This is a genomic window from Bradyrhizobium sp. JYMT SZCCT0180, assembly GCF_018130165.1.
Lineage (GTDB): Bacteria > Pseudomonadota > Alphaproteobacteria > Rhizobiales > Xanthobacteraceae > Bradyrhizobium.
On record NZ_JAFCLZ010000009.1, the window covers coordinates 266,480 to 292,254 of the forward strand.

The following is a 25,775-nucleotide window of genomic DNA, read 5'->3' on the forward strand; positions in this document are numbered from 1 at the left end:
CGGGAGAGCAGAGATGATCCGCCGCTTGTTGGTCGCGCCGGTCCTGTGGGTCTGGCTGATGTTGCCGGCGGCCGGAATGGACGCCGCATCGATCAACAATGCAGAATTTGAATCTGCAAGACCTCCGGCAGAAAGAAAAGCCGATCCGCTCGTCGTCAAGGTTCAGGTCCTGCTCGATCGCGCGCGCTTTTCTCCGGGAGAGATCGACGGCAAGCTCGGCGAAAACGCGCAGAAGGCCTTGAAGGCTTTCGCCGAGGCGAAGGGCTTGAAGCCGGCTCAGGCACTGACACCGGAGGTATGGCAGGCGCTTGCCGGGACAAGCTCGGACGCCGTCGTCATCGAGTACAAGATTTCCAGCGACGATATTAAGGGACCCTTCCTTGAAAAGCTTCCCGCCAGGATGGAAGCCATGCAGGACCTCAAGACTGTTGGCTATGTGAGCCCGCGCGAGGGCCTTGCCGAGAAATTTCACATGAGTGAGGGACTGCTGGAAGCGCTGAACCCCGGAAAGAAGTTCGATAAGGCAGGTGAAGTCGTTATGGTCACGGCCGTGGCCGGCAACGACGCCAAATTGAAGGCTGAGCGGATTGAGGTGGACAAATCGCGCCAGACCGTCAAGGTCTTTGCCTCGTCCGGCGAGCTTGTCGCATTCTTTCCAGCGACCGTCGGGAGTAAGGAAAAGCCAACCCCGAGCGGCACGCTCAAGGTCGTGTCCGCCGATGCCAATCCGAACTACCGCTATAATCCCGACTACAAATTCAAGGGCGTCAAATCAAAAGAGGCGTTCAACATCAAACCCGGCCCGAACAACCCCGTGGGAATCTATTGGATCGGGCTTTCAGCGGAGGGGTATGGCATCCACGGCACGTCCAACCCTTCCACGGTCAGCAAGTCTGAATCCAACGGTTGCGTTCGGCTGACCAATTGGGATGCCGGCTTGCTGGGCAAGAGCGTCAAGAAGGGAACAGTGGTCGTTTTCGTCGAGCAGCCGCCGGCGAGCGGAAAGAGCTAGATCGTCCCAGCGCGGTTCAAGCCGCGCCGCTTCTTGTCATCGCCAACAGGATTATGAAGTGCTGCGCAGCCTCTACAGGCTGGCGTGATCCGGCCCATGACGGTTGACGCTGGAGCGGGTGGAGCAAACGGACTACGTTGGGAAGAAAGAGGGGTAGCGTAATGATTGGCCTGTTCTTCGGAGTTCAGACAAGGCCCGGGCGCCGGGACCAGTATCTCAATCTCGCCGCTTCACTGAAGCCCGAGCTTGAGGCGATGGGTGGCTGTCTTTTCATTGACCGCTTCAGGAGTTTGACACAGGAAAACCTGTTGCTGTCCTACCAGATATGGCAGGACGAGGCGGCTCTGACGGCCTGGCGGGCGCAAGGCCACCATCACGAGGTCCAGACCATCGGCCGCGAGAAAGTCTTTTCGGACTACCGTATTCGCGTCGCTCAGGTCATTCACGAAGAAAGGCCGGGACAGCCTGTCTGGCAGCCGAAGAAGCGGACGCCCTACAACGATCCTTCGCGCCGTCCGCCGACCTATGTGCTGGCGGCGGAATCGCGAAGCGCCGAACTTCCAGTCGCAACCGATTGGCGCCGTGACGCGTTCACGAGCGTCTATCGCGAAGGTCAGTATGCCCACCTGATCGACGTGCCGAACGAAGCGGGCGGTGCCGCATTCGGTGGGGGGCTATTTGCCGATCCCACGACGGAATATTTCCGCGTCTTCGAAGTCATGCGCGACTACGGAATGTACGAACGGGCCGAGGCGCCGCAGTATTACCCGCCGGTGAAGCGAGAGCAGGCGTAGCTTCGTAGGGTGGGCAAAGCGAAGCGTGCCCACCACTCTCGAGGAAATCTGACAAACGATGGTGGGCACGGCGCCTAGGCGCCTTTGCCCACCCTACGGTCTACGAACTCAAGCCGAAATCGCCTTCGCCGAGTCGACCTGATTACGCAGCAGGAATTTTTGAATTTTCCCAGTCGACGTCTTTGGAATGACGCCGAACACCACGGTCTTCGGGGTCTTGAAGCCGGACATGTGGCCGCGGCAGAACGCGATGATGTCGGCCTCGCTCGCTGTCGCGCCGTCCTTTAGCTCGACGAAGGCGCAGGGCACTTCACCCCATTTCGGATCGGGCTTGGCCACCACGGCCGCGAACAGCACGGCCGGGTGCTTGTAGAGGACGTCCTCGACCTCGACGGAGGAGATATTTTCGCCGCCGGAAATGATGATGTCCTTGGAGCGGTCCTTGATGATGACGTAGCCGCTCTCATCGAGCACGCCGAGATCGCCGGTGTGAAACCAGCCGCCGGCAAACGCCTCGCTCGTGGCCTTCTCGTTCTTCAGATAGCCCTTCATCACGATATTGCCGCGGAACATCACCTCGCCGATGGTCTCGCCGTCGCGCGGCACTTCGCGCATGGTTTCGGGATCGATCACGGTGACGCCTTCCTGCAGCGGGTAGGGCACGCCCTGCCGACGCTTGAGCTGGGCGCGTTGATCGGCCGGCAGTTCATCCCAGCCCGGCTGCTCGGCGCAGACCGACGCCGGGCCGTAGACCTCGGTCAGGCCGTAGACATGCGTCAGCTTGATGCCGATGCTCTCGGCACCCTCGAGCACGGCAACGGGAGGCGCTGCGCCCGCGATCAATCCGACCACGGGCCGCGCCTTGGCGCCCTTCGGGGCGTCCGGCGCATTGATCAGCGTGTTGTAGACGATCGGCGCGCCGCACATGTGGGTGACGCCATGTTTGGGGATCAGTTCGAAAATCTTCGACGGGTCCACCTTGCGCAGGCAGACATTGACGCCGGCGGAAGCCGCGACGGTCCACGGAAAGCACCAGCCGTTGCAGTGAAACATCGGCAGCGTCCAGAGATAGACCGGATGCTGGCCGAGATTGCCGGCCAGGATGTTGCTGACAGCATTGAGGTAGGCGCCGCGGTGATGGGTCACGACGCCCTTCGGATTGCCCGTGGTGCCCGACGTATAGCTCAGCGCAATCGCGTCCCATTCGTCGCCGGGCAGGCGCGCAACGAAACCGGGATCGCCCTGCGCCACCGCCGCTTCATATTCGAGTTCGCCGATCCGCTTGCCGCCGGCAAATGCCGCATCGTCGACGTCGATGACAAAAGGCTTGGGCCCCTTCATCAACGTCAGCGCTTCGGCGATGACGCCGGAGAACTCCGGATCGACCAGGATGATTTTGGCGCCGCCATGATCGAGCTGAAACGCAATCGAGGGCGCGTCGAGCCGGATGTTGAGCGCATTCAGCACCGCGCCCGCCATCGGCACCGCGAAGTGCAATTCGTTCATGGCGGGAATATTCGGCAGCATCGCCGCGACCGTATCGCCATGGCCGATGCCGCGGCCGGCGAGGTATGAGGCAAAGCGCCGGCAGCGCCCATAGGTCTGCGACCAGGTGAAGACGCGGCCCTCGTAGACGGTGCTGACAGCGTCAGGATAAACGGCCGCGCTGCGTGCAAGGAAGCTCAGCGGTGTCAGCGGCACGTAATTCGCCGGCGTCTTGTCCAATCCGATGCTGTATTGACCTTGGTCTGGAGTTTGGGCTGCGCTCATCGGCTTTGTCCCGTCAGTAAAATTGAACCTACAAGAACCCGATCGAAATCCACGGGAAGATCGCCACAATAATAAGTCCGACCATCAGCGCCAGCAGATAACCCCAGATCGGCTTGATCCCTTCGGCCGGATCGACGCGTCCGATGGCGCAGGCAGCATAATAGCCCACTCCGAACGGCGGCGCGAATAGCCCGATACCCATCGCCAGAATAACGATCATGGCATAGTGAACCTCGTGGACACCCACGGCACGCGCGATCGGAAACAACAGTGGCCCGAACAGCACGATGGCCGGAATGCCCTCGAGCACGCTGCCGAGGATCACAAAGGCCACGATCGACACCGCGATGAAGGTCGCCGAACCGCCGGGCAGGCCGGTCATCGCCGCCGCCAGCGTCCGCGAGAATCCTGACTGGGTCAGGCCCCAGGCCATCCCTGTGGCGCAGCCGATGATCAACAGGATCGCGCCCGACAGGCACGCGGTTTCCACCAGCATCGGCATGATCCGCCGCCAGTCGAAATTGCGGTAGATCAACAGCCCGTAGATCAGGTAGCCGACAACGAAGGCATAGACGATGCCGATGGTGGAAACCTCGGTCGCGGTCGCGATGCCCTCGACCACGGCGTAGCGGATCACGAAGGGCAGCGCCACGGCGGGCAGGGCGATCATGAACGCCCGGACGATCTCGCCGCCGCTGGCTCTGGCGACGTGGGTCAGGTCCTCGTCGCGGTAGCGCCACCAGACCAGCGCCGACAGCGTGATCGCCAGCACCACGCCCGGCAGCAGGCCGCCGGTGAACAACGCCGCAATCGATACGCCGGTGACCGAGCCGATCGTGATCAGCACCAGACTCGGCGGGATGGTTTCGGTCTGGGCGCCGGTGGCCGAGAGCAGGGCGACCAGATCGCCCGGCTTGGCGCCCCGCGCCTTCATTTCCGGAAACAGCACCGGGGCGACGGCAGCCATATCGGCGGCCTTGGAGCCGGAGATGCCGGAAACCAGGTACATCGCGCCGACCAGCACGTAATGCAGCCCGCCCCGGACATGGCCCAGCAGGCTTGCGAGGAACGCCACCATGGCGCGCGCCATGCCGGTCATCTCGATCAGCAACCCCAGGAACACGAACAGCGGCACCGACAGCAGGATGAGATGGCTCATGCCTTCGTCCATGCGGCCGACCAGCACCATCAGCGGCGTATTGGTGGTCAGCGCCAGATAGCCATAGGTCGCCAGCCCGAAGCCGAACGCAATGGGAACGCCGGCGAACACGCAAAATCCGGCCACGCCGACGAAGAAAATGATCAGGTTGAGGTTTCCGAGCGGCCTGAGCGAGCCCTTCAGCAGCCAGAACACCGCAATGACCAGCGCAACCGACAGGATGGCTGCGAAAACGGTACGGACGTTGCCCGCCCGTATCAGCCGCAGCAACGCAAACAGCGCCATCAGGGCGATGCCGACCGGCAGCGCCGCCGCCCGCCAGATATTGGTGACCTGCAGCGCCGGCGTGGTGATGTAACTTTCCTCATAGGCGTATTCAAAGGCCGGCCAGGCGATCATCAAGAGAAACGCCAGCGCGGCCGAGGTCGCGACCAGATCGAGATAGGCGCGCAGCGCAGGCTTGGCGCTCGCAACCACGGCCGTCATCCGCATGTGCTCGGCACGCCGGAACGCCACGGCAGCTCCCAGCATCGCCAGCCACAGGAACAGCATCGAGGCCAGTTCGTCCGACCAGATCAACGGCCGGTGCATCCCGTAACGCGCCACCACGCCCGCGAACAGGATGACGATCTCGGCGACCACCAGGAGTGCTGCCGGGATCTCAACCAGCATCCCAAGGAAGTTTTCAATGGACGCGAGCAGCGAGCGGCGGCGAGGGGGCTCAACCACCTCGCCGGTCACGTTCTCGGTCAGTTCGGCATGAGCCATCGCAGCGCCCTGCACCACAGCATGAACCAAAGACAGGATAGGGGTCTGAGACCCCTATCCGGCTACGACAGCTTGCCGACGGACTTTTCCAGCAGCTCCCAGGCCTGTTCACCGTATTTGCCTTTCCACTCGGCATAGAAGCCGGCCGAGCGAAGCTTGTCGCGGAACGGCGTCACATTGGGCTGGTTGAACGCAAGGCCTTTGCCGGCCAATTCCTGCTGCAAGCCGGCATTGAGCTTGGCGACGTCTTCGCGTTCCTTGACGCCCGCCGCATTGATGTTTTTGGCGACGATGGTCCGGACATCCTCCGGGAGTTTTTCCCACGCGCGGCGGTTGGCCAGGAACCAGAAGCCGTCCCACATGTGGTTGGTCAGCGAACAGAATTTCTGAACTTCGTAGAGTTTGGCGGTCGAGATGATCGCCAGCGGATTTTCCTGGCCCTCGACGATCTTGGTCTGCAGCGCGGAATAGACTTCGCTGAAATTGATCGAGGCGGGCGCTGCATCGAACGCCTTGAACATTGAGGTCCACAGCGGCGAAACCGGCACCCGGATCTTGAAGCCCTTGAGGTCTTCAGGCCCGTTGATTGGTTTGCTCGACGACGTGGTCTGGCGGAACCCGTTGTCCCAGATCTTGTCCATGACCACGAGGTTGGCCTTGGTGATCTCGCCGCGGACGTGAGCGCCCAGCCCGCCATCCATGGCCTTCCAGACCGTGTCGTAATCCGGGAAAGCGAAACCAATGCCGCTGATGGACGCCGCCGGCACCAGCGTCGCCAGGATCAGGCCTGACAGCGTGAAGAATTCGACGCCGCCGGATCTGATCTGGCTGAGCATGTCGGTGTCGGAACCGAGCTGGTTGTTCGGGAAAATCTGCAGGTCGAACCGGCCATTGGTCTCGGCCTTGATCGCCGCCGCCATCTCCTTGGCGCGGGTGTTCAGCGGATGGCCGTCCGGGAGATTGTTGGCGTATTTGTAGGTGAATTCGGCGGTCTGGGCACGCGCCACCAACGGGGCGCCGATGCCACCCAAAACCGCTGATGCCGCGGATGCCTTGAGAAGCGTGCGTCGTGAAAAGCTCATCTGGTTTCTCCCTTGAGGGTTGTTGTTCTTGAGACCCAATCCTGTACGGACCGGATGCTGCGTGGGCATTGCGAGCGATCTCCCCGGGGCGGCTTATTGCAGCGTCCGCCGGCCGCGGCAATATCGGTTTTCGGGACACAGCCGCGAGCAGTCATGCGTTTGTTTTTGCGATCTGTCTGGGGCCGCGTTCTGGATCGAAGAAACCGGGCCAGTCTGACCTGGCTTGAAAGGAGTTCTCGCTAAATATCTGATCTAATTGTAGATATAAATATTCCATAATATACCTTATGCGAATTACGGGTATACGGCAGCCGAACCGGCCTTTCTTTGCATGGGGTTGTTTTCGTGATTTTGCGCTTGGCCTCTTGGTATGGGCTACCGTCCCCTGAACTTCGGCTTCCGTCGCTCCAGGAACGCCGCGACGCCTTCCTTGTGGTCTTCGCTCAGGCTCGCCAGCGCGAACTGGTCGACGTCCATGTGGCTGGTGAGATCGTCGAGCGCGTGGGTGAGCCGGTTGACGGTCAGCTTGGTCATCGCGACCGACAGCGGCGGCTGAGCCGCGACCTTGGCGGCGAGCGCCATCGCGGCGTCGAACGCTTTGCCGGGTTCGGCGACCTCCTCGACCAGCCGCCATTCATAAGCCTCGGCTGCCGTGATGCGGTGGTCGGCCAGGATCACGGCTTGCTTGGTCCGCGCCGGTCCCATCAGGTGCAGCATGCGCGGCACGCTCTGCCAGCTCATGTTCATGCCGAGACCGATCTCGGGCACGCGCATATGGGCGTCGCGGGCCATGACGCGGAAATCCAGCGCCACCGCCAGCGCGACGCCGCCGCCGACGCAGAAGCCTTCGATGGCCCCGATCGTGATCTGTTCCATGTCCTGCCAGGCCCGCGTCAGGCGCGGCCCGAGCTTCAGGTGACGGCGCAGGGTCCCGAGGTCCATGGTTTTCCGCGCCCGGCCCTCGGGGTCCTTGAGATCGAAGCCGGCCGTGAACGCCTTGGCGGCGCCGGTTAGCACCACGACCGAGGTCGCGCCGTCATCCTCAAAGCTGCGGGCGGCTTCGGTAAGCTGGCGCATCGCCTCCGGCGACATCGCGTTGATGCCATCGCCCCGGTCGAAGCGGACGACGGCGATACGGCCATCGGGCCCAAGGCCTCTTTCAATGGTGACAAACCTGGTCACGCGCGTCTCCCTGCCCGTTATTTCGGGCAAGCTTAGCTCATAAATGGCCGGTGTGCTTATGTTCGGGTTGGGCTCCCGGCGCCGGCAAGCGGATGGTGGTGCCGAAGGCGTGGCGCGGAAGCGCACCGTCGGTTGGCGGTCGGCGCGCAGTCTAACGACCACGCCTGGCAACGTGGTGCTGGATTTTCGTTAATGCCGTTGGCCTACTCTTCCGCCCATGGACAGCCCAGAACTCTATGGCGCCCTCGCCGCCGGCATTGCGAGATATGCCGTCGATAGGTGGGAACATCCCAAACCACCACGCACTGCGCTGCCCGGCTCACCCGAGCCCTTGCGGGCCGTCGCTGGAAGCAGATTTTGGGGTCATTTTCTGAATAGCTTCGAAAGCGCCTGCGTGCTCCTCTTTAGATTGGGCGTCGCGCAACCGATCGACAGCGAGGGAAACCCGGTAACGGACGACAAGCACCGCTGTCTCTACGCCGGCTTTTTCATGCTGACGGTCGATGCGAGCAAGATTGCCGCCGTGGTGACGGAGCGCGTCTCGTCGGATCTCATCGAATCGTGTTCGTTTGAAGAAGTCCTGACGACCTGGCTGGAGTGCGCCGGCCACTTCGGCGCCATATCCTCCGGGCGCGAGCGGTTCGATGCCGACCCCGACGTGCAGGATCTCATGCAAGCGCTTGCGCACGCCGGCTACGCGACATGGCGAGGCAAGCAATTCTTGTGGACTGACAAAATCGTTCCCATGATGCGGTCCGCTTTCTTCTGGGATGAAAGCGGCCGCTCGGCTGATGAAGTTGAGAGATTGCAAACCGAGGCCGAGCTACGCAACGCGGCACGATCAATTCCGGAGGACGTTCGGCTTGCCGTTGTCAGGGGCGATGTTCGGGCTATCCAGGAGGCGTTGCTCCACAGATGGTATGACGGCGCCTGGAAGCTTGGCGGCGGACCACCCACCGACTACTATCGGCGGCTCGCCACGATCGGGAACGCAACACAGTTGATGGCCCTCGTTGTGGACGGCGACGGCCATGGATAGGCAATTAGGCCCCTGGGCGGCGCCTGCTCAAACTTTTCTCACAAATGGCCCGTACGCTGGTGGTCGGGTTTGCCTCCCGGGACGGGAAAGCGGATCGTGGTGCCCAGCGTGATCCAGTTGGCGTTTTCGCCCGATATGTTGTGGCCGTAGATCAGGTCGACCGAGAATATATCGTTGGGCCGGTAGCGAATGCCGGTCTGGAATCGCGGCCGGACCGCGCTCGGCTCGTCCGACTGGCCGGCCTGGCCGAACGCTTCGATGGTCCACTGCAAGGTGTCCGTGAGCTTCCAGTCAAAGCCGGCGCCATAGACCAGGTAATGTCGATCGGCCATGCGGTCCCACATCCAGCCGCCGTTGAGATTGATCCGCATCGTCTCGGACAGCCTGTACGTCACCGGCACGACCGCGAATGCGGTGAGGTTATCTCCGGTCAATGCGTCGAATGATCCGCCTGCATAAAACGACAGCCCGAACCTTCCGACGCCGGTCGGGATGAAGTTCCACTTGGCCTTGGGAGCGAGGCTCGTGCTCCAGTCGCCGTCGCCGCGCGACCGGACGGACTGCATGCTCAATTCCACCGGCCTGAAAACATCGACCACGCAGGAAGGATTGGCCACGGCCGTAAAATCCGTACTGGTTGCGGCCTGCAGCCAGCTCTCGACCTTGCAGGATCCGACTTCGCCAACGTCGGCGGCGTCGACCGCATAGGCGCCGTTGGCGGCGCGCGCATCGCCAGCCGGAAGCCAAATCGGAAGCCAGGCCGAAATGGCCGCTGCCGCCGCGATTGCGATGCGCCCTGCCCCAATCCCCATGGCCAAATGCTAGCAGAGTCTTCGCCTCGACATAGCCCGGATTTTGCGACTATCTTGGCCGCATGACAGGCCATGACCACGATCACCACGACCATCATCACCACCACGATCACGACCATTCGGAATTGTCGGAGACCGAGCTGCGGGTGCGCGCGCTGGAATCGATCCTGACCGAAAAGGGCTATGTCGATCCGGCCTCGCTCGATCTCCTGATTGACCTGTATGAAAAGAAGATCGGCCCGCGCAACGGTATCCGCGTCGTCGCCAAAGCCTGGAGCGATCCGGCCTATCACGTGCGGCTGATGAAGGATGCGACGGCGGCGATCGCCGAGCTCGACTATAGCGGGCGGCAAGGCGAGCACATGGTGGTGGTCGAGAACACACCCGACCAGCACAACATGGTCGTCTGCACGCTCTGCTCCTGCTATCCGCATCCGGTGCTCGGGCTGCCGCCGGTGTGGTACAAATCCGCGCCCTACCGCTCGCGCGCCGTCTCCGATCCGCGCGGCGTGTTGCAGGATTTTGGCGTCGCCCTGCCCGAGACGACTAAGATCCGCGTCTGGGATTCCACCGCCGAAATCCGCTACCTCGTGCTGCCGATGCGGCCCAAAGGCACCGACGGCTGGAGCGCCGAGCAGCTGGCCGAACTCGTCACCCGCGACAGCATGATCGGCACCGGACTGCCGAAACAGCCCGGCGAGACCGCCTGATGGACGGCGCGCACGACATGGGCGGCGCCAAAGGGTTTGGGCCCGTCGTGCCCGAACCGAACGAGCCGGTGTTTCATGGCGAATGGGAGCGCCGTGCCTTTGCGCTGACGGTCGCGATGTCGCGTCCCGGCGGCTGGAACATCGACATGTCGCGCTTTGCGCGCGAAAACCGCCCGCCCGAGGATTACCTCAGCAAGAGCTATTTCCAGATCTGGCTCGCCGGTCTGGAAACGTTGATGATCGAACGCGGACTGGTGACATCAGAGGAAATCAAGGCCGGCAAGGTGCTCTCGCCGCCCAAGCCCGACGTAAAGACCCTCCCCCCGCAGGACGTCGTGCCGACGATCCGGCGTGGCGCCTCGACCGAACGCACGGCAACGTCGCCAGCGCTGTTCGCGGTCGGCGAAACGGTGCGGATGAAGGAGATTCATCCGCAGACACATACGCGGCTGCCGCAATATGTCCGCGGGCATCTCGGCACGATCGAGCTCAATCACGGGTGCCACGTGTTCGCCGATCTCAATTCGCTCGGCGTCGGCGAGAACCCGCAATGGCTCTATACCGTGCGGTTCGACGGACCTGAATTGTGGGGCAAGGACACCGATCCGACGCTCAGCATCTCGGTCGACGCCTGGGAATCCTATCTGGAGCGCGTGTGATGAATTTGACCCCGCAACAGGCGATGCGGGCGGCGGTTGCCGTCCCCGGCGTGCCGCGCGACGAGGATGGCCCGGTGTTCCGGGAGCCCTGGGAAGCCCGCGCCTTTGCGATGGCGCTGGCACTGCACGAGGCCGGGGTTTTCACCTGGAGGGAGTGGGCAGAGACTCTGGGCGCAGAGATCAAGCGCGCCCAGGCCGCCGGCGATCCCGACACCGGCGAGACCTATTACCAGCACTGGCTGGCGACGCTGGAGACGCTCGTCGCCGCCAAAGGCGTCACGACGTCGGATGTCCTGCACCGCTATCGCGATGCCTGGGATCACGCTGCCGACCGCACCCCGCACGGCGCGCCGATCGAGCTGGCGCCAGGTGATTTCGGCTAGCCTCACCTATGCGCCTTTCGAGGCCCGTTATTTCCAACGTGTCGATCGCCCGCGATTGGCCGACGGTGCCTGAACCATCCAATCAATGGATCATTCGATCCAATAATTAATCTGTCGCGGCATCGGTCCCTGTTTACTTCGCCAATCCGGACTGCATAGTCTGTTCACGAAAATAAGGCTGTCGGCCAACGATGCCGGCAGCGACAAATAAAACATCGAGGGAGGACAATCATGAAGCGAAGAGATTTTCTCGGAGCTGGCGCCGCGACGTTTGCTTTGGCTGCGACAGGCGGCATCGGCGGTGCGCGAAGCGCGTTCGCCCAAACCAAAATGGTCATCAGAGCATCGGACGTTCATCCGCTCGGCTATCCGACGGTCGAGGCCGTGGTGCGCATGGGCAAGAAGCTGGAAACCGCCACCGACGGCCGCCTCACCATTCAGATGTTCCCGTCGATGCAGCTTGGCGGCGAAAAGGAGATGATCGAGCAGGCCCAGCTCGGCGCGCTGCAGATGGCCCGGATTTCCGTCGGCGCCGTCGGCCCGGTCGTGGACGACGTCAACGTCTTCAACATGCCGTTCGTGTTCCGCGATTCCAAGCACATGGAAGCGGTGATCGATGGCGAGATCGGCGACGAGCTGCTGGCGAAGATTTCGGCGAACGAGAAGACCAACCTGATCGCACTGTGCTGGATGAATGCGGGCTCGCGCAACATCTACAACAGCAAGCGGCCGATCAAGACGATGGCCGATTTGAAGGGCCTCAAGGTCCGCATGATGGGCAACCCGCTGTTCGTCGATACGATGAACGCGCTTGGCGGCAACGGCGTCGCCCTGGGCTTCGACCAGGTCTTCAGTTCGATGCAGACCGGGGTGATCGACGGCGCGGAGAACAACCCGCCCTCCTTCATCGCCCAAAACCACAACCAGGTGGCAAAATACTTCACCATGACCGAGCATCTGATCATTCCAGAACTGCTCGTGTTCTCGAAGATCTCGTGGCAGAAACTGACGCCGGCTGATCAGGCGCTGATCAAGAAACTGTCGAAGGAATGCCAGGCCGAACAGCGCGTGCTGTGGCACGAGGCGGAGAAAGTCGCGATCGACAAGATGAAGGCCGCCGGCACCGAAATGATCATGGACGTCGACAAGAAGCCGTGGCGCGAGGCGGTCAAGCCGGTGTGGGACAAGTACGGCGCCAAATATGCCGAGATGGTCAAGCGCATCGACGCCGTGAAGTAGGACCTGGCGGATGAGCACGCAGTCCGGCGTGGCCGGCGATCCCGGCGCCGGGCTGTTCCGCAGCGCCATGAATGCGGTCTACTGGACCGGCGCCGTGGTTGCGTGCGTGGCGCTCGTCCTGGTCTCCGCGATCATTCCATGGGCGGTTTACACCCGCTACGTCCTGAACAGCGCCTCGTCCTGGCCTGAGCCGCTGGCCGTCTTGCTGACGGTCGGCATCACCTTCATCGGCGCCGCGAATTGCTATCGCCAGCGCATCCACATGAACATGACGGTGGGCACCGATCTCCTGCCCCCTCGCCTGCGCGGGGCAGCTGCCGTGATCAGCGAACTGCTGATGGGTGCCGTGGCGGTTTTCATGCTGGTGTGGGGCATGAAGCTCGCGCTGGCGACCTGGGGAAATTCAGTCGATGAGTTTCCCTGGCTTTCCGTCGGCATCACTTACCTGCCGATCCCGGTCAGCGGCGCGATGATGCTGCTGTTCGTGATCGAACGGCTGACCATCGGGCCTCCGCCGTCAAGCGGCGGCGATCCTCACGTCCCTATCGAATAGCGTTTCTCTTCCAGCACGGACGTCCGATGGATATCGCAGTTCTCCTTCTCAGCATGTGTGTGTTCTTCGCCATCGGCATGCCGATCGCCTATGCCATGGCGCTGTCCGCGCTGGTCGGCGCGCTGTGGATCGACCTTCCGGTCGCCGCGATCATGCAGCAACTGTCCAGCGGCGTCGGCAAGGTATCGATGCTGACCATTCCGTTTTTTGTCCTCGCCGGCGCGATCATGGCCGAGGGTGGCATGGCACGACGGTTGGTGGACTTTGCCGCCGTCATCGTCGGATTCACGCGCATGCGCGGCGGGCTGTCGCAAGTCAACATCCTTGCAACGACGATCATGAGCGGCATCTCCGGATCTTCCGTCGCTGATACGTCCGCGATCGGCTCGGTCATGATCCCGCAGATGGCCAAAAAGGGTTACCCGCGTGTCTTCGCAACCAACGTCACCATCAGCGCCTCGCTGCAGGCCATCGTGGTTCCGCCGAGCCACAACGCCGTGATCTATTCGCTGGCGACCGGCGGGGTCGTCTCGATCACGAGCCTGTTCCTGGCGGGAATCCTGCCCGGCTTGCTGCTGGGCTTTTCGCTGATGCTGTTGTGCTTGTTCTACGCCTATCGCGACAAGCATCCGAAGGGCGAGCCGGTGCCGATCCGGCAGGCCGCCAAAATGCTGGTCGACGCCCTCTGGGGCATCGTGACGCTTGTGATCGTGCTCGGCGGCATCCTGACAGGCGTCTTTACGCCGATCGAGGCCGGCGCGGTGGCCTGCGTCTGGGCGTTCTTCGTCACCATGTTCATCTACCGCGACTACAAATGGTCGGAACTGCCGCAGCTCGCCTACCGGACGCTGCAGACCGTGGCGATGGTGCTGACGCTGGTCGCTACCGCATCCTGCTTCGGCTACATCGCAGCCATCATGCAAATGCCCGCGAAGATGACGGAATTCTTCGTCGCGATTTCAGCTAACAAATACGTGCTGCTGATGTGGCTCAACATCATGCTGCTGGTGCTGGGCACCGCGCTCGACCTCGCGCCGCTGTTGCTGATCTGCACGCCGATCCTGCTGCCGGTAGTCAAGAGCTTCGGCATCGACCCCGTTCATTTCGGCATCGTCATGCTGCTCAACCTGGGCATCGGCCTGTTGACGCCGCCGGTGGGCACAACGCTGTTCGTCGGTTGCGCGATCGGCAAGGTTTCGGTCGACGACATCATGCGCGAGATCTGGCCGTTCTACTACGTGATGTTCGCGGTGCTGATGCTCGTGACCTACATCCCCGCGATCTCGCTGTGGTTGCCGCACTCGTTCGGATTTCACTAGGCCATCAAAACCGGAAGTCGTCACCTCACCACGCATACCGCACGACGCCCTTGCCGGCGTAGCTCCTGGTGAGCTGGGAGAACTCGCCTTCGAAAGTGCCGGCGACGGACCAGCCGTTCAGCCATTTCTTTTCGGCGGAAGCCGTGACGAGCGCGGAGTCCGTGGCTTGCGCGGCGCCGCCAACGACAAAGGATGCGCCCGGCAACGTCTGGAACGTCGCACCGATATTGCGGCCGGGATTGAAATCATGCGCCCACGCCAGGCGCCCTCGCAGCGTGAGGATTCCGTCCGGCATCGCATATGATTTGTCGGTGCGAAGACCGAGTTCGCTGCGCGTATCAGTGACACTCTTTGATGTGTAGGCGAGTGCAAAGGTGTTGACGCCGGTTACCGCCTGCTCGGCATAGGCGGGCAACTCGAACGTGGTGAACTGGCCTGCGGCATAAGGCGTGATGCCCACCCCGCCCATCCCTGGGCTGACAAAACGATAACCACCCTCGACGCGACCGGACCACGCATTGGCGTTGAACTGCGCGCGCAGCTGGTCGATGCCGGCGACCGTCACGGTACGGTTGGTGGTGATGTCCTGCCAGCCATAGGCCAGCGCGCCGGAGAGATACGCCGCACCGGCATTGTGCCGGATGAAGGCGCCGGCCTGGAACAGGTCGGAGCGGCCAGAGCCGCCATTGACGACGCTGAAGTTCGTACCACCGCCGGCCAGCGCAAAGCCTGCCAGCGTATTCGGCGAGATACGGTAGTCGGCGCCGACGGCGGTGCCTGCGATGCGGCTGGTCGTGTTGTTGGAGCCGAGTGACGTGTTGCCGTCCGTGGTCTGCGAGCCGCCATAGCCCGCCGCCCACACGCTCCAGCGCTGCGCGAACGGATCGGCCATGACGGCCGCCTTGGTGAACATCGCATAGGCGTCCCGCGCCGCACCGGAGCGCGGTCTGTCCTGCGAGGCGTAGGCCGATGCGCCCGCCGACGATCCCGCCGAAACGCCATCGCCGCGACCGTCGATGAAGGGATCGGTCAGCAATCCCATGAACTGGTTCATCGCGTTGAAGGTCGTCTGCTGCGAGCCGGTCGCGGTCTCGCCCGATACCTGTGATAGCGCCGCTGAGAGATTGCCGCCGCTCAATCCGAACAGACTGACGAAGCCGGGCGGCAGCGCGCCACCAGTGTTGAAGAAATTGTTGAGCGCGCCCGCGACATTCTGCTGAGTGCCGCCCAATGCTCCGCCGAGGCCAAGCGAGGCCGTGAGGTTCAGCAGCACATCGGACGGCGTGTAGCTCAGGCCGACGTTGAAACCGGGCATGCCGCTGCTCACGCTGCTGAAGGTGGTGCCGCCGAGGCCGCCGGCCGCCGACAGGATGGTGTAGCTCTTGCGGACATAGGTTCCGGACAGGAAGCTCGTCTGCACGGTGCCGCCGGTCAGGCTCGCGATGCCCGTGACGTTGGTGCGGTCGGCGGCCGATGGCGAGACCTCGACGCGGTAGATGCCGCCGGCGCCGAACGCCAGATTGCCGCCGACCGTCAGCGTGCCGATCGAATTGCCGGGCGCGAGCACGCCGCCGGCGTTGATGGTGGTATTGCCGACGGTGCCGTTACCGCCGAGCGTGCCACCGGCATTGACCGTCACCGCCGAATTGGCGATGGAGCCGTTGACCGCCAGCGTGCCGCCATTGACCGTGGTCGGCCCGCTGTAGGTGCTGGTTGCGGTCAGGATCGTGGTGCCGTTCTCCACCGTCACCGACCCCACGCCGGAAATAATCGGCGCGAAGCTGTAGTTCGAGGCGGTGTGGTTGAAGACGATGCGGCCGGTGCCTGCCCCGAACGTGACCGAGGGGGTCGTCAGCGTGCCGGGCGCGGCTGCGGCCTGACCGGAGGCGGCGCCGATATTGAGCGTGCCGGTCGAGCCGGCAAAATTGGCGATCTGCATGCCCGAAGTCGTCGAGACGGCGCCGCCATTGGCGATCGTCAGCGTGCCGGCACCGGAATAGCCGACATGGAGGTAGCCGGAATTGGTCCAGGCCGAGCCGGCGCCATCGACCGTCACGGTGCCGGTCGAGCCGGCAATGATGCCGAGGAAGCCGTTGCCGACGTTGCTCACCTTGCCGCCGTTCCGGATCGTCAGCGTGCCGGCGCCGACATTGCCGACATAGAGGTCGGTGGAATTGGTCCAGGACGAGCCGACGCCATCCACCGTGGCTGCGCCGGTCGAGCCGGCACTGTTGCCGAGAAGGCCGGTGACGTTGCTCACCTTGCCGCCGTTCCGGATCGTCAGCGTGGCGGTGCCGGAATTGCCGACATAGAGGTTGCCGGAATTGGTCCAGGCCGAGCCGGCGCCATCGACCGTCGCGGTGCCGGTCGAGCCGGCATTGTCGCCGAGCACACCGGTGACGTTGCTCACCTTGCCGCCGTTCTGGATCGTCAACGTGCCGGTGCCGCCAGGGCCGACATAGAGCGGGCCGGAATTGGTCCAGGACGAGCCGGCGCCATCAACCATCGCGGTGCCGGTCGAGCCGGGATTGTAGCCAAGGAAGCCGTTGACGTCGCTCAAGTTGCCGCCGCTCTGGATTGTCAGCGTGCCGGTGCCGAAATTGCCGACACGGACAAGGCTCGCCTGCGCGCCGGCCGCTCCGACCACTGTGGCATTGGGCGCGACCGTGTCGATAGTCGCGACGTCCGCGCTGGTTGGAACGCCGGCCGACCAGTTGGTGCCGATGAACCAGTCGGTTGAGGTGCCGCCGGTCCAGTCGATGGCGCGCGATGGCGTCGATGTCGCCAGGACCAGTCCGAGCGCCACCATGGAGCTGGTGCCCAGCAGGCGGCGGGACAACGCGGCCAAGGTCAGCGCCGCAAAGCGGCTAATCGATCGCTTGCGCGCAACAACGGCCGCACCGGTTTCCAGCGCGCCTTCAGACGCTACAAAATGAGACAACCCAAATCTCCCCGCAGCCCAAATAGCGACCGTCGAAATTCCATTGCGCCGTTGTGGCGCCGGTCGCGCATGGACCCGTCAAGCGGGGCTCTGTGAAATCAGGTTTAGCGGGAGAATCATCGCGGAGTCCGACCAATGTCGGTCATCCGACAAAGCGCGCCGCCGTATTTGGGCCGATTGCGTGATTAATATCACAGGAGAAACGCGGACAGGAGATCAACGTCGGGTCAAACCAGTTGTAAGTCCGGCCGACTCCACCATGCCGAGAGTTCGCATCAATCCGGATTTGGCTACGCGCCAATGAGTCCACGCCCTGGCTAGAGCGCAAAAGTGCTAGCGCCCGGCATATTCACGCCAGCCTTTGGCGCGTAGCGCACAGGCCGGGCATTCGCCGCAGCCATAGCCCCAGTCGTGCTGCACGCCGCGCTCGCCGAGATAACAGGTGTGCGAGTGTTCGCGGATCAGATCGACCAGCCCTGCTCCGCCGAGCTCATGCGCGAGCTTCCAGGTTGACGCCTTGTCCAGCCACATCAGCGGCGTGTGCAATTCGAATGGCTTGGCCATGCCGAGGCTCAGCGCCGACTGCAGCGCCTTGATGGTCTCATCGCGGCAATCCGGATAGCCGGAATAATCGGTCTCGCACATGCCGCCGATGATGTGGCGGATACCGCGCCGATAGGCCAGCGCCGCGGCAAACGTCAGAAACACCAGATTGCGGCCGGGCACGAAGGTGTTGGGCAGCCCGTCCTCACCCATCGCGATCGCGACATCGCGCGTCAACGCGGTGTCGGATATCTCCGCCAGCGTCGGGATCTCGAGCGTGTGGCTCTCGCCGAGTTTTGCGGTCCAATCCGGCCGCAATGATTTGATGCCCGATAGCAGACGATCCCGGCACCCAAGCTCGATTGCGTGACGCTGGCCGTAGCTGAATCCCAGCATTTCGACGCGCGCGAAGCGCTGCAGGGCCCAGGCCAGGCAGGTGGTGGAATCCTGGCCGCCGGAAAACAGCACCAGCGCGGTTTCGGATTGGAACGGATCGCTCATGGAGCCCCATTACCATTCCCGGGCGCGCAGGCCAATCGGTGGAAATCAATCCGGTTTCGGCGCGTTCCGCTGGGATCGGTCCGCCGCTTGCGGCATAAAGCCAAGGTCTGTCCTCTCCCCGGCGTCGGTATACCCATGACCCCTTCCCACGATATTTCCCGGCTGCTCGAAATCATGGCGGCGCTGCGCACGCCGGTCACCGGTTGCCCGTGGGATCTCGAACAGAATTTTGCGACGATCGCGCCCTACACCGTCGAGGAAGCTTATGAGGTCGTCGACGCCATCACCCGTGGCGATCTCGACGATCTCCGTGAGGAACTCGGCGATCTCCTGCTGCAGGTCGTCTATCATGCGCGTATGGCCGAGGAACAGAACGCCTTTGCTTTCGGCGACGTCGTCGAGGCGGTCACAAGAAAGATGATAAGGCGGCACCCGCACGTCTTCGCCGACAAGGACGGCAACATCCAGCCGGCCGGCGTCAAGAGCGCCTGGGAGCGCATCAAGGCCGAGGAGAAGGCCGAACGCGCCGCGCGCAGGCCGCCGGAGCCGGCTGGACCCAAATCGTTGCTGTCGAGCATCAAGGCTGGTCAGCCCGCGCTGACGCGCGCGATGGAATTGCAGCGCAAGGCCTCGACCGTCGGCTTCGACTGGAACGATCCCCGAGCCGTGCTGCACAAGATCCGCGAGGAGGCCGACGAGATCGAGGCCGCGCTCGACAAGGGCGATACGGAGGAGCTCGCAAGCGAGACCGGCGATCTCCTGTTCGCCCTGGTCAATCTGGCGCGGCATGTCGGCGCCGATCCCGAAACTGCGCTGCGCGGCACCAACGCGAAATTCGAACGCCGCTTTGCCTACATCGAGCGCGCCCTGGCAGCCAAAGGCCGCACACTCGAGGGCGCGTCACTTACCGAGATGGATGCGCTGTGGAATGAAGCCAAGGGCGAGGAGCAACCGGCGGAGCCGATAACGGCAGCGAAGGCTTGAACCTGCATCAGCTGGCCGATACCGTCCCGCGATATTGTCTCAATTGAGGGGCCATGCCTTTGACCGGTTTGGTGAGCCAACTGCTTCCTTTCGCGGCGGCCGCCAGCCTTGGCCTTCTCGCTGGTGCGTTGCTGGCCGAAGACCGGCTGCTGCTGCCTTACTGGCGCACGCTGTCTGCGGACACGTTCTACGCGCTGCACCCAAGCTATGGACCGCGCCTGTACCGCTTCTTTGCGCCGCTGACAACGGCTGCGCCAATGGCCGCTGTGCTAGCCGCGATACAGATCGTGCTGCAATCCGAGGGGCTTGGGCCGCGCACCACCGCGGCGATCATCGCAGCCGTTCTGGCGTGGAGTCTGGTCGCGATCTATTTGGTCTATTTCAGGTCGGCGAACGATGCCTTTGCACGGCACGCGGTGTCGCCCGAGGATTTGCCGGCCGTGCTGGCGCGCTGGGCCGGCTGGCATCGGGCGCGTGTGCTGATCTGCCTGGCAGCGTTCGCCCTGTCGCTTGTGGCCCTCGCGGCCTAATCGAGATTAGACGGCTTCCCGCCCAACCCAGCTAGGCCGCGTGCGGCACGGCTCCGAACCGCGACACCACGATGTCGCGCTTGGTCTCGTCGACCCGCACCGTCATGTCGAACCGCTCGCCGTGAAGCTCCTTGGTGAGCACTTCGGCGTTACGATGCAGCCAGCTGATGCCGGCGCCATCGGAGGCGTCGATCGATAGATCGAGCGTCATCCGGAAGGCCGCGAGCCGATCCTCGATCGCGGTCAGCAGCGTCTCGATCCCTTCGCCGGTTTCGGCGGACACCAGGAAGCACGGCCGCTCTTCTGGCCGGCGCGCGGCGATGTTGCGCAGGTTGTCGCGCTCCTCGGGATCAAAGCGATCGATCTTGTTCCAGACTTCGAGGATGCGCGCGCCTGCGTCCGGGTCGATCCCGAGCTGACGCAGCACGGCGTCGACGTCGCGCTCCTGAGCCTCCGCGTCCTCGTGCGAGATGTCGCGGACGTGCAGGATGATGTCCGCTTCCAGCACCTCTTCCAGCGTGGCGCGAAACGCAGCCACCAGTTGCGTCGGCAAATTGGAAATGAATCCGACCGTGTCCGACAGCATCGCCTTGCCGCCATGCGGCAGGGTCAGCGCGCGCAATGTAGGATCCAACGTCGCAAAGAGCATGTCGGCAGCCTGGACGTCGGCGCGGGTCAGGCGGTTGAACAGCGTAGACTTGCCGGCGTTGGTATAGCCAACCAGCGCGACCACACGATACGGCACCCGCTGCCGGCCGGCGCGATGCAGCCGCCGCGTCGCCTGCACCTTCTTGAGTTCGTTCTCAAGGCGCGTGATACGGTCGCCGATCAGGCGGCGGTCGGCCTCGATCTGGGTCTCGCCGGGGCCGCCCATGAAGCCGAAGCCGCCGCGCTGGCGTTCCAGATGGGTCCATGATCGCACCAGCCGGCTGCGCTGATAATTCAGATGCGCAAGCTCGACCTGCAGCGAACCTTCCTTGGTCTTGGCGCGACGGCCGAAGATTTCCAGGATCAGTCCGGTACGGTCGAGCACCTTGGTGTCCCAGGCCTTCTCGAGATTGCGCTGCTGGATCGGCGACAACGCGCAGTCCATCACCACGAGTTCGATGTCATGGCCTTTGATGAGGCCGAGGATCTCCTCGACCTTGCCCTTGCCGAGATAGGTCGCGGGCCTGATCTGGCTGATCGGAGCGATCAGGGAATCGGCGACCGTCAGGTCGATGGCGCGCGCCAGACCTGCGGCCTCCTCCAGCCGCGCCTCGGAATCGCGCACGGCCTCGTTCGCCTGCGCATCGGCATCACCGCGGCGCATACGCAAATAAGGACCGATGACGATCACCCGCCCGGTCTGTTTGCCCCCCGCCGACCGCGGACGGTCGGCGTCCCCTTCACGATTGAGGGGTTCCAATCAGGTCACTCTCAAGCCGGAGCATCCTCACCGCCTTCGAACAACTGGATCGGAGCGCCCGGCATGATGGTCGAGATCGCGTGCTTGTATACAAGCTGCGAGTGACCGTCGCGCCGAAGCAGCAGGCAGAAATTGTCGAACCAGGTGACAATCCCCTGCAGCTTTACTCCGTTGACCAGAAAGATCGTTAGTGGCGTTTTGGTTTTGCGAACGTGATTTAGGAAGGTGTCTTGTAGGTTTTGTGCGCGGTCTGCCGCCATTGTTTTTGTCCCGCCGTCTTGTGCTTCTTTTTTTGTTTAACCGGTTGTTGCTCTCTCACGGAGCCTGCCCCGGCCGCCGGCTTCCCCTGAGATCCCCCTCCGGTCGGCTCGGCGGAATGATTAGAAGGCAGGCGCGCTTTTTAGGCAAGCCAGTTCGCGCGCCACCCACGCGAAACCTAGTGACCATTCTCCGTAAAACTCCGGAAAGAGACGAATATTCTCAAGCAGATGCATGGATCGACGCAGCTGCTTGCCGGATACCAATTCGCGTAAATCTCAGCCTACCCCGAGCGCTTTGAGCTTGCGATGCAGGGCCGAGCGCTCCATGCCGACGAATTCCGCTGTGCGAGAGATGTTGCCCGAGAACCGGCTGATCTGGGCGATCAGATAATCGCGCTCGAACACTTCGCGCGCTTCGCGCAGCGGCAAGCCCATGATGTGCTCGCCATTGTTGCTGGTCGGCATGGCCGGTACCATCGAGCCGACGTCCTGCGGCAGCATGTCGGCGGTGACGATTGCTTCCGGCCCACCACCGGCCAGAATCATCACCCGCTCGACGTTGTTGCGGAGTTGGCGGACGTTGCCGGGCCAGACATGCGACTGCAGCACCGCCATCGCATCCTGGCCGATCTGGCGTTTCGGCAGGCCGGTCGCGATCGAAATCTGATCCATGAAGTAGTCGATCAGTTCGGGAATGTCTTCGCGGCGTTCCGATAGCGGCGGCACCCGGATCGGCACCACCGACAACCGGTGATAAAGGTCCTCGCGGAATCGTCCTTCGGATATCTCCTCTTCCAGGTTACGCGCGGTCGAGGAGATGATGCGGACGTCGACATGGACCTTGGCGGTGCCGCCCGAACGCTGGAAGGTCTGATCGACCAGCACGCGCAGGATCTTGTTCTGGGTTTCGCGCGGCATGTCGGCGATTTCGTCGATGAACAGCGTGCCGCCATGGGCCTCTTCGAGCGCGCCGGCCTTGCGCGCCTGTTCGCCATTGGTCTGCTCGACGCCGAACATCTCGACTTCCATCCGCTCCGGCGTGATGGCCGCAGCGTTGATGACGACGAACGGCCCTTCGGCGCGGCTCGAGGCGTGATGCAGCGTTCGCGCCGCCAGCTCCTTGCCTGAACCGGGAGGGCCGACGATCAGGATGCGGCTGTTGGCCTTGGCGGCCCGGTCGATGGTCTGGCGCAGCTGGTTCATGCAGGCGGAGCGCCCGGTCAGAACGCTAGCGGCCGGAGCCAGTTGCTTGAGTTCTTTTACCTCGCGCTTGAGGCGCGACGTTTCCAGCGCCCGCGTCGCCACCAGGATCAGGCGGTCCGATTTGAAGGGCTTTTCGATGAAGTCATAGGCGCCGCGTTTGATGGCGGCGACCGCGGTCTCGATGTTGCCGTGGCCGGAGATCATCACCACCGGCACGTCGGCGTGATCCTTCTTGATTTGCTCGAGCAATTGCAGGCCGTCGAGCTTGGAGCCCTGCAGCCAGATGTCGAGAAACACCAGATGGGGGCGGCGGTTGGCGATCTCGGCGAGCGCCGAATCGCTGTCGCGCGCGGTCCGCGTGCTGAAGCCCTCGTCGTCGAGAATGCCCGCAACAAGGTCCCGGATATCTGCTTCGTCGTCGACAATCAGAATGTCACTGGCCATGGGTTACACCTGTCTTGTCAGTTGCCTGTTGCGGCCTTGATTTTTGGTTCATCATTAGTCGCGTTTGCCGCCTCATTGGTTTCGGAAGCCGGCGCTTTTGTTTCGCCGCCCTGCTCTTTTACGGCCGCAGCCGGTTCTTTCGCTTCGGCCTTCGGCGCCTGGCCGGACACGGCAAAGCGCAACCGCATCCAGGCCCCACGCTGCCCCGGCCGGAAATCAGAGGCATCCTTGAGCTCGATGCGGCCGCCATGGTCTTCCAGCACCCGCCCGACGATCGCAAGCCCAAGCCCGGTGCCTTTCTGCCGCGTCGTCACGTAAGGCTCTAGCAGGCGCGCGCGAGCCGTCTTCGGCAGGCCGATACCGTTGTCGATCACATCGATCACGATGTCGTCGTTCTCCTGCGCGGCGATGACATCGATACGACCCTTGCCAAGCTCCTCCGGCGGGACCTGCTCGATCGCCTCGGTCGCGTTCTTGATGATGTTGGTCAATGCCTGCGAAATCAGCCGGCGGTCGAACTGCGCCCGAATCGGGTCTTGCTTGATTTCGGTCTCGATATCGAGGTCGGGATGCCCGACCTTCATCAGGAAAACCGCCTGCCGTACGGTATCGGCGACGTCCTCGCCTTCCATTACCGGCTTCGGCATCCGCGCAAAACGGGAGAACTCGTCGACCATCCGCCTGATGTCGTCGACCTGGCGCACGATCGTGTCGGTGCATTGCTCGAAGATACCCTTGTCCTCGACAATGACCTTGCCGAACTTGCGGCGGATACGTTCGGCCGAAAGCTGGATCGGCGTCAGCGGATTCTTGATTTCGTGGGCGATGCGGCGTGCCACATCGCCCCAGGCCGAGGTGCGCTGCGCGGAAACCAGATCGGTGATGTCGTCGAGCGTGATGATGTAACTGTCGCGCGACTGCCCGGTCTGTTCGGCGCTGACGCGGACCGACAGATTGCTCTCATGGCCGTCGCGGGTGATGGTGATCTGGCCCTGCACCAGCTTCTGCGTGCCTTCGCGCGCGGTTTTCATCATGTCGTCGAGCTCGGGCAGCACGTCCGACAACGGATGATCGAGCGTTTCCGATTCCACATGACCGATGAGTTTTTCCGCCGAACGGTTCAGGATGCCGACACTGCCGGAGGCATCGACGCCGATGATGCCGGCGCTGGCCGACGACAGCACCGCCTCGATGAAACGGCGGCGGCTATCGATCAGTTCGCTGGCGCTGACCAGTTCGTCGCGCTGGGTGCGCAATTCCTGTGTCATCTTGTTGAAGGTCTCGCCCAATTGGGCCAGATCGCCTTCCGATTTATGGACGGGTACCTGGACGTGCAGATCGCCGGTGGAGACGATGTTGGCGGCGCTCATCAGATTGCGGATCGGCGCCACCAGCCAGTTGGCAAAGTTCAGCCCGATCAGCACCGACGCCATCAGGATCGTAAGCGCGATCACCGCGAACATCAGCGCGAAGGCGACCTGGATGCCGAGCCGGCGCGCTTCGATCTGGGCATATTCGGCGACGCTGGCCTGGGTCTGCCGCAGCTGGCCAACCACGCGTGGATCGAGCAGGCGCGCGACGTAGAGAAAGGTATCGTCGAAGGCCCGCAGGCGGACCACCGCTGCGACGTAGTTCTCCTCCGGGAAAACCGAAATCTCGGGTTTATCCTCGCCGACATTGTCGAGCAATTCCTTTGGCGGGGTCGCAAAGGCTTGCCTGATGCCGGTTTGCGCGGACACCACCACGTTGCCTTCCTTGTCGAGCAGCATGGTGCCCGGCAAATTGCGCTTGGAGGCACTCGCCGTCAGCAATTCCAGAAACGTACGCCGGTCCTGCACGAACAACGGCCACGCGTTGGCGATATCATTGGCCATGCCCAGGATGTCGCCATTGATGAGCTGCGCGTGCTCGTAGGTGTAGGCGCGCGCGATGATCAGCGAATTCTGGATCACCTCCCGCGTCGGGCCCGAGAATAGCCGGTCGAGACCGCGATCGATGGTGACGTTGGCGACGATCGCCACCAGCACCGCCGGCAGCACGGCAATCACCGAGAACAGACCCACGATCTGGACGTGCAGCCTTGCCGCCGCCTTGCCACGGCGCCGCGCCTGCACCACCAGCCAGACTTCGCGGATAATGATAGCAACCAGCAGCAGGATGGTCGCGGCATTGATCAGCAGGAAGGAGTAGACGACGTTGCGCGAAGGTTCGATCGGCGTCAGGCCGCTGAGCACCACAAAGGTCAGGAACGCCGACAGCAGCGCGATCCCGACCGCAAACGGCGCCACCCATTTCCGCAGGATTCCTCCTGTGGATTGGGCAAGCGACGGGTCAAACGTAGGCGCCGAGGTGTCTGCGGTGGTCATTCCGGCAATCGGTGATTTGAAAGACTTTGTGTCCGCCTGCCGCGGACTGATGCATTCATATCACAATGTTGCCAAATTGCGACAATTCCGCGGCGCAGCCCGCCGCGAAAGCGT

Annotated in this window: 22 protein-coding genes; 11 read left to right on the forward strand and 11 right to left on the reverse strand. The window is 63.0% G+C overall.

Annotated elements, in window-relative coordinates; translation table 11 throughout:
• Positions 1–13: 13 nt before the first annotated feature.
• Together JQ641_RS15935 and JQ641_RS15940 are read left to right on the forward strand one after the other, a co-directional pair.
• Positions 14–1,012 carry a L,D-transpeptidase family protein gene (locus JQ641_RS15935; RefSeq protein ID WP_211996886.1) on the forward strand — a complete coding sequence of 333 codons (999 nt, stop codon included), beginning with the start codon at positions 14–16 and terminating at the stop codon, positions 1,010–1,012.
• A gap of 161 nt (positions 1,013–1,173) precedes the next feature.
• Entirely contained in the window at positions 1,174–1,806 is a 633-nt protein-coding gene (locus JQ641_RS15940; protein ID WP_211996887.1) for an antibiotic biosynthesis monooxygenase family protein, read from the forward strand.
• A 108-nt stretch (positions 1,807–1,914) separates the two neighbouring features.
• On the opposite strand, the gene JQ641_RS15945 is transcribed toward JQ641_RS15940, so the two are convergent.
• The 4 genes from JQ641_RS15945 to JQ641_RS15960 all read right to left on the reverse strand — a co-directional run bounded on the left by JQ641_RS15945 (position 1,915) and on the right by JQ641_RS15960 (position 7,767).
• A complete protein-coding gene (locus JQ641_RS15945; protein ID WP_211996888.1) occupies positions 1,915–3,576 on the reverse strand; it encodes an acyl-CoA synthetase in 1,662 nt (553 codons plus the stop codon).
• A gap of 28 nt (positions 3,577–3,604) precedes the next feature.
• A complete protein-coding gene (locus tag JQ641_RS15950) occupies positions 3,605–5,503 on the reverse strand; it encodes a TRAP transporter large permease (RefSeq protein WP_211996889.1) in 1,899 nt (632 codons plus the stop codon).
• 62 nt (positions 5,504–5,565) lie between these two features.
• On the reverse strand, positions 5,566–6,585 hold the full coding sequence (locus JQ641_RS15955; RefSeq protein ID WP_211996890.1) for a TRAP transporter substrate-binding protein: 1,020 nt from the start codon (positions 6,583–6,585) through the stop codon (positions 5,566–5,568).
• A gap of 375 nt (positions 6,586–6,960) precedes the next feature.
• A complete protein-coding gene (locus JQ641_RS15960; RefSeq protein WP_211996891.1) occupies positions 6,961–7,767 on the reverse strand; it encodes an enoyl-CoA hydratase/isomerase family protein in 807 nt (268 codons plus the stop codon).
• A 217-nt stretch (positions 7,768–7,984) separates the two neighbouring features.
• Between JQ641_RS15960 and JQ641_RS15965 the strand changes: the two genes are divergently transcribed.
• Positions 7,985–8,806: a hypothetical protein gene (locus JQ641_RS15965; protein ID WP_211996892.1), complete on the forward strand. Its 822-nt coding sequence runs from the start codon at positions 7,985–7,987 to the stop codon at positions 8,804–8,806.
• 38 nt (positions 8,807–8,844) lie between these two features.
• Here the strand turns inward: JQ641_RS15965 and JQ641_RS15970 are convergent, their stop codons facing one another.
• Positions 8,845–9,618, reverse strand: a complete 774-nt coding sequence (locus JQ641_RS15970; RefSeq protein ID WP_249150464.1) for a PA4824 family protein — start codon at positions 9,616–9,618, stop codon at positions 8,845–8,847.
• Positions 9,619–9,680: 62 nt separating this feature from the next.
• On the opposite strand from JQ641_RS15970, the gene nthA reads away from it, so the two are divergent.
• The 6 genes from nthA to JQ641_RS16000 all read left to right on the forward strand — a co-directional run bounded on the left by nthA (position 9,681) and on the right by JQ641_RS16000 (position 14,481).
• Positions 9,681–10,328 (forward strand): nitrile hydratase subunit alpha, encoded by a 648-nt coding sequence (gene nthA / locus JQ641_RS15975; protein ID WP_211996893.1) that lies wholly within the window; start codon positions 9,681–9,683, stop codon positions 10,326–10,328.
• Entirely contained in the window at positions 10,328–10,987 is a 660-nt protein-coding gene (nthB, locus tag JQ641_RS15980; protein ID WP_211996894.1) for a nitrile hydratase subunit beta, read from the forward strand. The genes nthA and nthB overlap by 1 nt, the downstream gene beginning before the upstream one ends.
• On the forward strand, positions 10,987–11,370 hold the full coding sequence (locus tag JQ641_RS15985) for a nitrile hydratase accessory protein (protein WP_211996895.1): 384 nt from the start codon (positions 10,987–10,989) through the stop codon (positions 11,368–11,370). Before nthB ends, JQ641_RS15985 begins: the two co-directional genes overlap by 1 nt.
• A gap of 231 nt (positions 11,371–11,601) precedes the next feature.
• Positions 11,602–12,609 (forward strand): TRAP transporter substrate-binding protein, encoded by a 1,008-nt coding sequence (locus JQ641_RS15990; RefSeq protein ID WP_211996896.1) that lies wholly within the window; start codon positions 11,602–11,604, stop codon positions 12,607–12,609.
• 10 nt (positions 12,610–12,619) lie between these two features.
• A complete protein-coding gene (locus JQ641_RS15995; RefSeq protein WP_211996897.1) occupies positions 12,620–13,162 on the forward strand; it encodes a TRAP transporter small permease in 543 nt (180 codons plus the stop codon).
• Positions 13,163–13,188: 26 nt separating this feature from the next.
• The gene (locus JQ641_RS16000; protein WP_211996898.1) at positions 13,189–14,481 is read left to right on the forward strand and encodes a TRAP transporter large permease; all 1,293 of its coding nucleotides are present in this window, start codon (positions 13,189–13,191) and stop codon (positions 14,479–14,481) included.
• A 25-nt stretch (positions 14,482–14,506) separates the two neighbouring features.
• Here the strand turns inward: JQ641_RS16000 and JQ641_RS16005 are convergent, their stop codons facing one another.
• Both JQ641_RS16005 and queC read right to left on the reverse strand, forming a co-directional pair.
• Positions 14,507–17,422, reverse strand: a complete 2,916-nt coding sequence (locus JQ641_RS16005; RefSeq protein WP_249150465.1) for an autotransporter outer membrane beta-barrel domain-containing protein — start codon at positions 17,420–17,422, stop codon at positions 14,507–14,509.
• A 333-nt stretch (positions 17,423–17,755) separates the two neighbouring features.
• Entirely contained in the window at positions 17,756–18,466 is a 711-nt protein-coding gene (gene queC / locus JQ641_RS16010; RefSeq protein WP_211996899.1) for a 7-cyano-7-deazaguanine synthase QueC, read from the reverse strand.
• A 135-nt stretch (positions 18,467–18,601) separates the two neighbouring features.
• Here queC and mazG point away from each other — a divergent pair, with 135 nt between their 5' ends.
• Both mazG and JQ641_RS16020 read left to right on the forward strand, forming a co-directional pair.
• On the forward strand, positions 18,602–19,450 hold the full coding sequence (gene mazG / locus JQ641_RS16015) for a nucleoside triphosphate pyrophosphohydrolase (RefSeq protein WP_211996900.1): 849 nt from the start codon (positions 18,602–18,604) through the stop codon (positions 19,448–19,450).
• 53 nt (positions 19,451–19,503) lie between these two features.
• The gene (locus tag JQ641_RS16020; protein WP_211996901.1) at positions 19,504–19,980 is read left to right on the forward strand and encodes a hypothetical protein; all 477 of its coding nucleotides are present in this window, start codon (positions 19,504–19,506) and stop codon (positions 19,978–19,980) included.
• A gap of 31 nt (positions 19,981–20,011) precedes the next feature.
• Here JQ641_RS16020 and hflX read toward each other — a convergent pair whose 3' ends face one another.
• The 4 genes from hflX to JQ641_RS16040 form a co-directional block, all read right to left on the reverse strand.
• Positions 20,012–21,388: a GTPase HflX gene (gene hflX / locus JQ641_RS16025; RefSeq protein ID WP_211996902.1), complete on the reverse strand. Its 1,377-nt coding sequence runs from the start codon at positions 21,386–21,388 to the stop codon at positions 20,012–20,014.
• A gap of 11 nt (positions 21,389–21,399) precedes the next feature.
• On the reverse strand, positions 21,400–21,648 hold the full coding sequence (gene hfq / locus JQ641_RS16030; protein WP_006020546.1) for an RNA chaperone Hfq: 249 nt from the start codon (positions 21,646–21,648) through the stop codon (positions 21,400–21,402).
• 276 nt (positions 21,649–21,924) lie between these two features.
• Positions 21,925–23,295: a nitrogen assimilation response regulator NtrX gene (gene ntrX, locus JQ641_RS16035; protein WP_211996903.1), complete on the reverse strand. Its 1,371-nt coding sequence runs from the start codon at positions 23,293–23,295 to the stop codon at positions 21,925–21,927.
• 17 nt (positions 23,296–23,312) lie between these two features.
• Complete coding sequence (locus JQ641_RS16040; protein WP_211996904.1) at positions 23,313–25,661, reverse strand: sensor histidine kinase NtrY-like; 2,349 nt, start codon at positions 25,659–25,661, stop codon at positions 23,313–23,315.
• Between the last annotated feature and the right edge of the window lie 114 nt (positions 25,662–25,775).

Coding starts and splice junctions, on each gene's coding strand:
- JQ641_RS15955 (WP_211996890.1), bottom strand. CDS start 6,585: ATGAGCTTTTCACGACGCACGCTTCTCAAGGCATCCGCGGCATCAGCG.
- queC (WP_211996899.1), bottom strand. CDS start 18,466: ATGAGCGATCCGTTCCAATCCGAAACCGCGCTGGTGCTGTTTTCCGGC.
- hfq (WP_006020546.1), bottom strand. CDS start 21,648: ATGGCGGCAGACCGCGCACAAAACCTACAAGACACCTTCCTAAATCAC.
- JQ641_RS15995 (WP_211996897.1), top strand. CDS start 12,620: ATGAGCACGCAGTCCGGCGTGGCCGGCGATCCCGGCGCCGGGCTGTTC.
- mazG (WP_211996900.1), top strand. CDS start 18,602: ATGACCCCTTCCCACGATATTTCCCGGCTGCTCGAAATCATGGCGGCG.
- JQ641_RS15965 (WP_211996892.1), top strand. CDS start 7,985: ATGGACAGCCCAGAACTCTATGGCGCCCTCGCCGCCGGCATTGCGAGA.
- JQ641_RS15935 (WP_211996886.1), top strand. CDS start 14: ATGATCCGCCGCTTGTTGGTCGCGCCGGTCCTGTGGGTCTGGCTGATG.
- ntrX (WP_211996903.1), bottom strand. CDS start 23,295: ATGGCCAGTGACATTCTGATTGTCGACGACGAAGCAGATATCCGGGAC.
- JQ641_RS16000 (WP_211996898.1), top strand. CDS start 13,189: ATGGATATCGCAGTTCTCCTTCTCAGCATGTGTGTGTTCTTCGCCATC.
- JQ641_RS15950 (WP_211996889.1), bottom strand. CDS start 5,503: ATGGCTCATGCCGAACTGACCGAGAACGTGACCGGCGAGGTGGTTGAG.
- JQ641_RS15990 (WP_211996896.1), top strand. CDS start 11,602: ATGAAGCGAAGAGATTTTCTCGGAGCTGGCGCCGCGACGTTTGCTTTG.
- JQ641_RS15970 (WP_249150464.1), bottom strand. CDS start 9,618: ATGGGGATTGGGGCAGGGCGCATCGCAATCGCGGCGGCAGCGGCCATT.
- nthB (WP_211996894.1), top strand. CDS start 10,328: ATGGACGGCGCGCACGACATGGGCGGCGCCAAAGGGTTTGGGCCCGTC.
- JQ641_RS16040 (WP_211996904.1), bottom strand. CDS start 25,661: ATGACCACCGCAGACACCTCGGCGCCTACGTTTGACCCGTCGCTTGCC.
- JQ641_RS15945 (WP_211996888.1), bottom strand. CDS start 3,576: ATGAGCGCAGCCCAAACTCCAGACCAAGGTCAATACAGCATCGGATTG.
- JQ641_RS15940 (WP_211996887.1), top strand. CDS start 1,174: ATGATTGGCCTGTTCTTCGGAGTTCAGACAAGGCCCGGGCGCCGGGAC.
- JQ641_RS15985 (WP_211996895.1), top strand. CDS start 10,987: ATGAATTTGACCCCGCAACAGGCGATGCGGGCGGCGGTTGCCGTCCCC.
- JQ641_RS16020 (WP_211996901.1), top strand. CDS start 19,504: ATGCCTTTGACCGGTTTGGTGAGCCAACTGCTTCCTTTCGCGGCGGCC.
- nthA (WP_211996893.1), top strand. CDS start 9,681: ATGACAGGCCATGACCACGATCACCACGACCATCATCACCACCACGAT.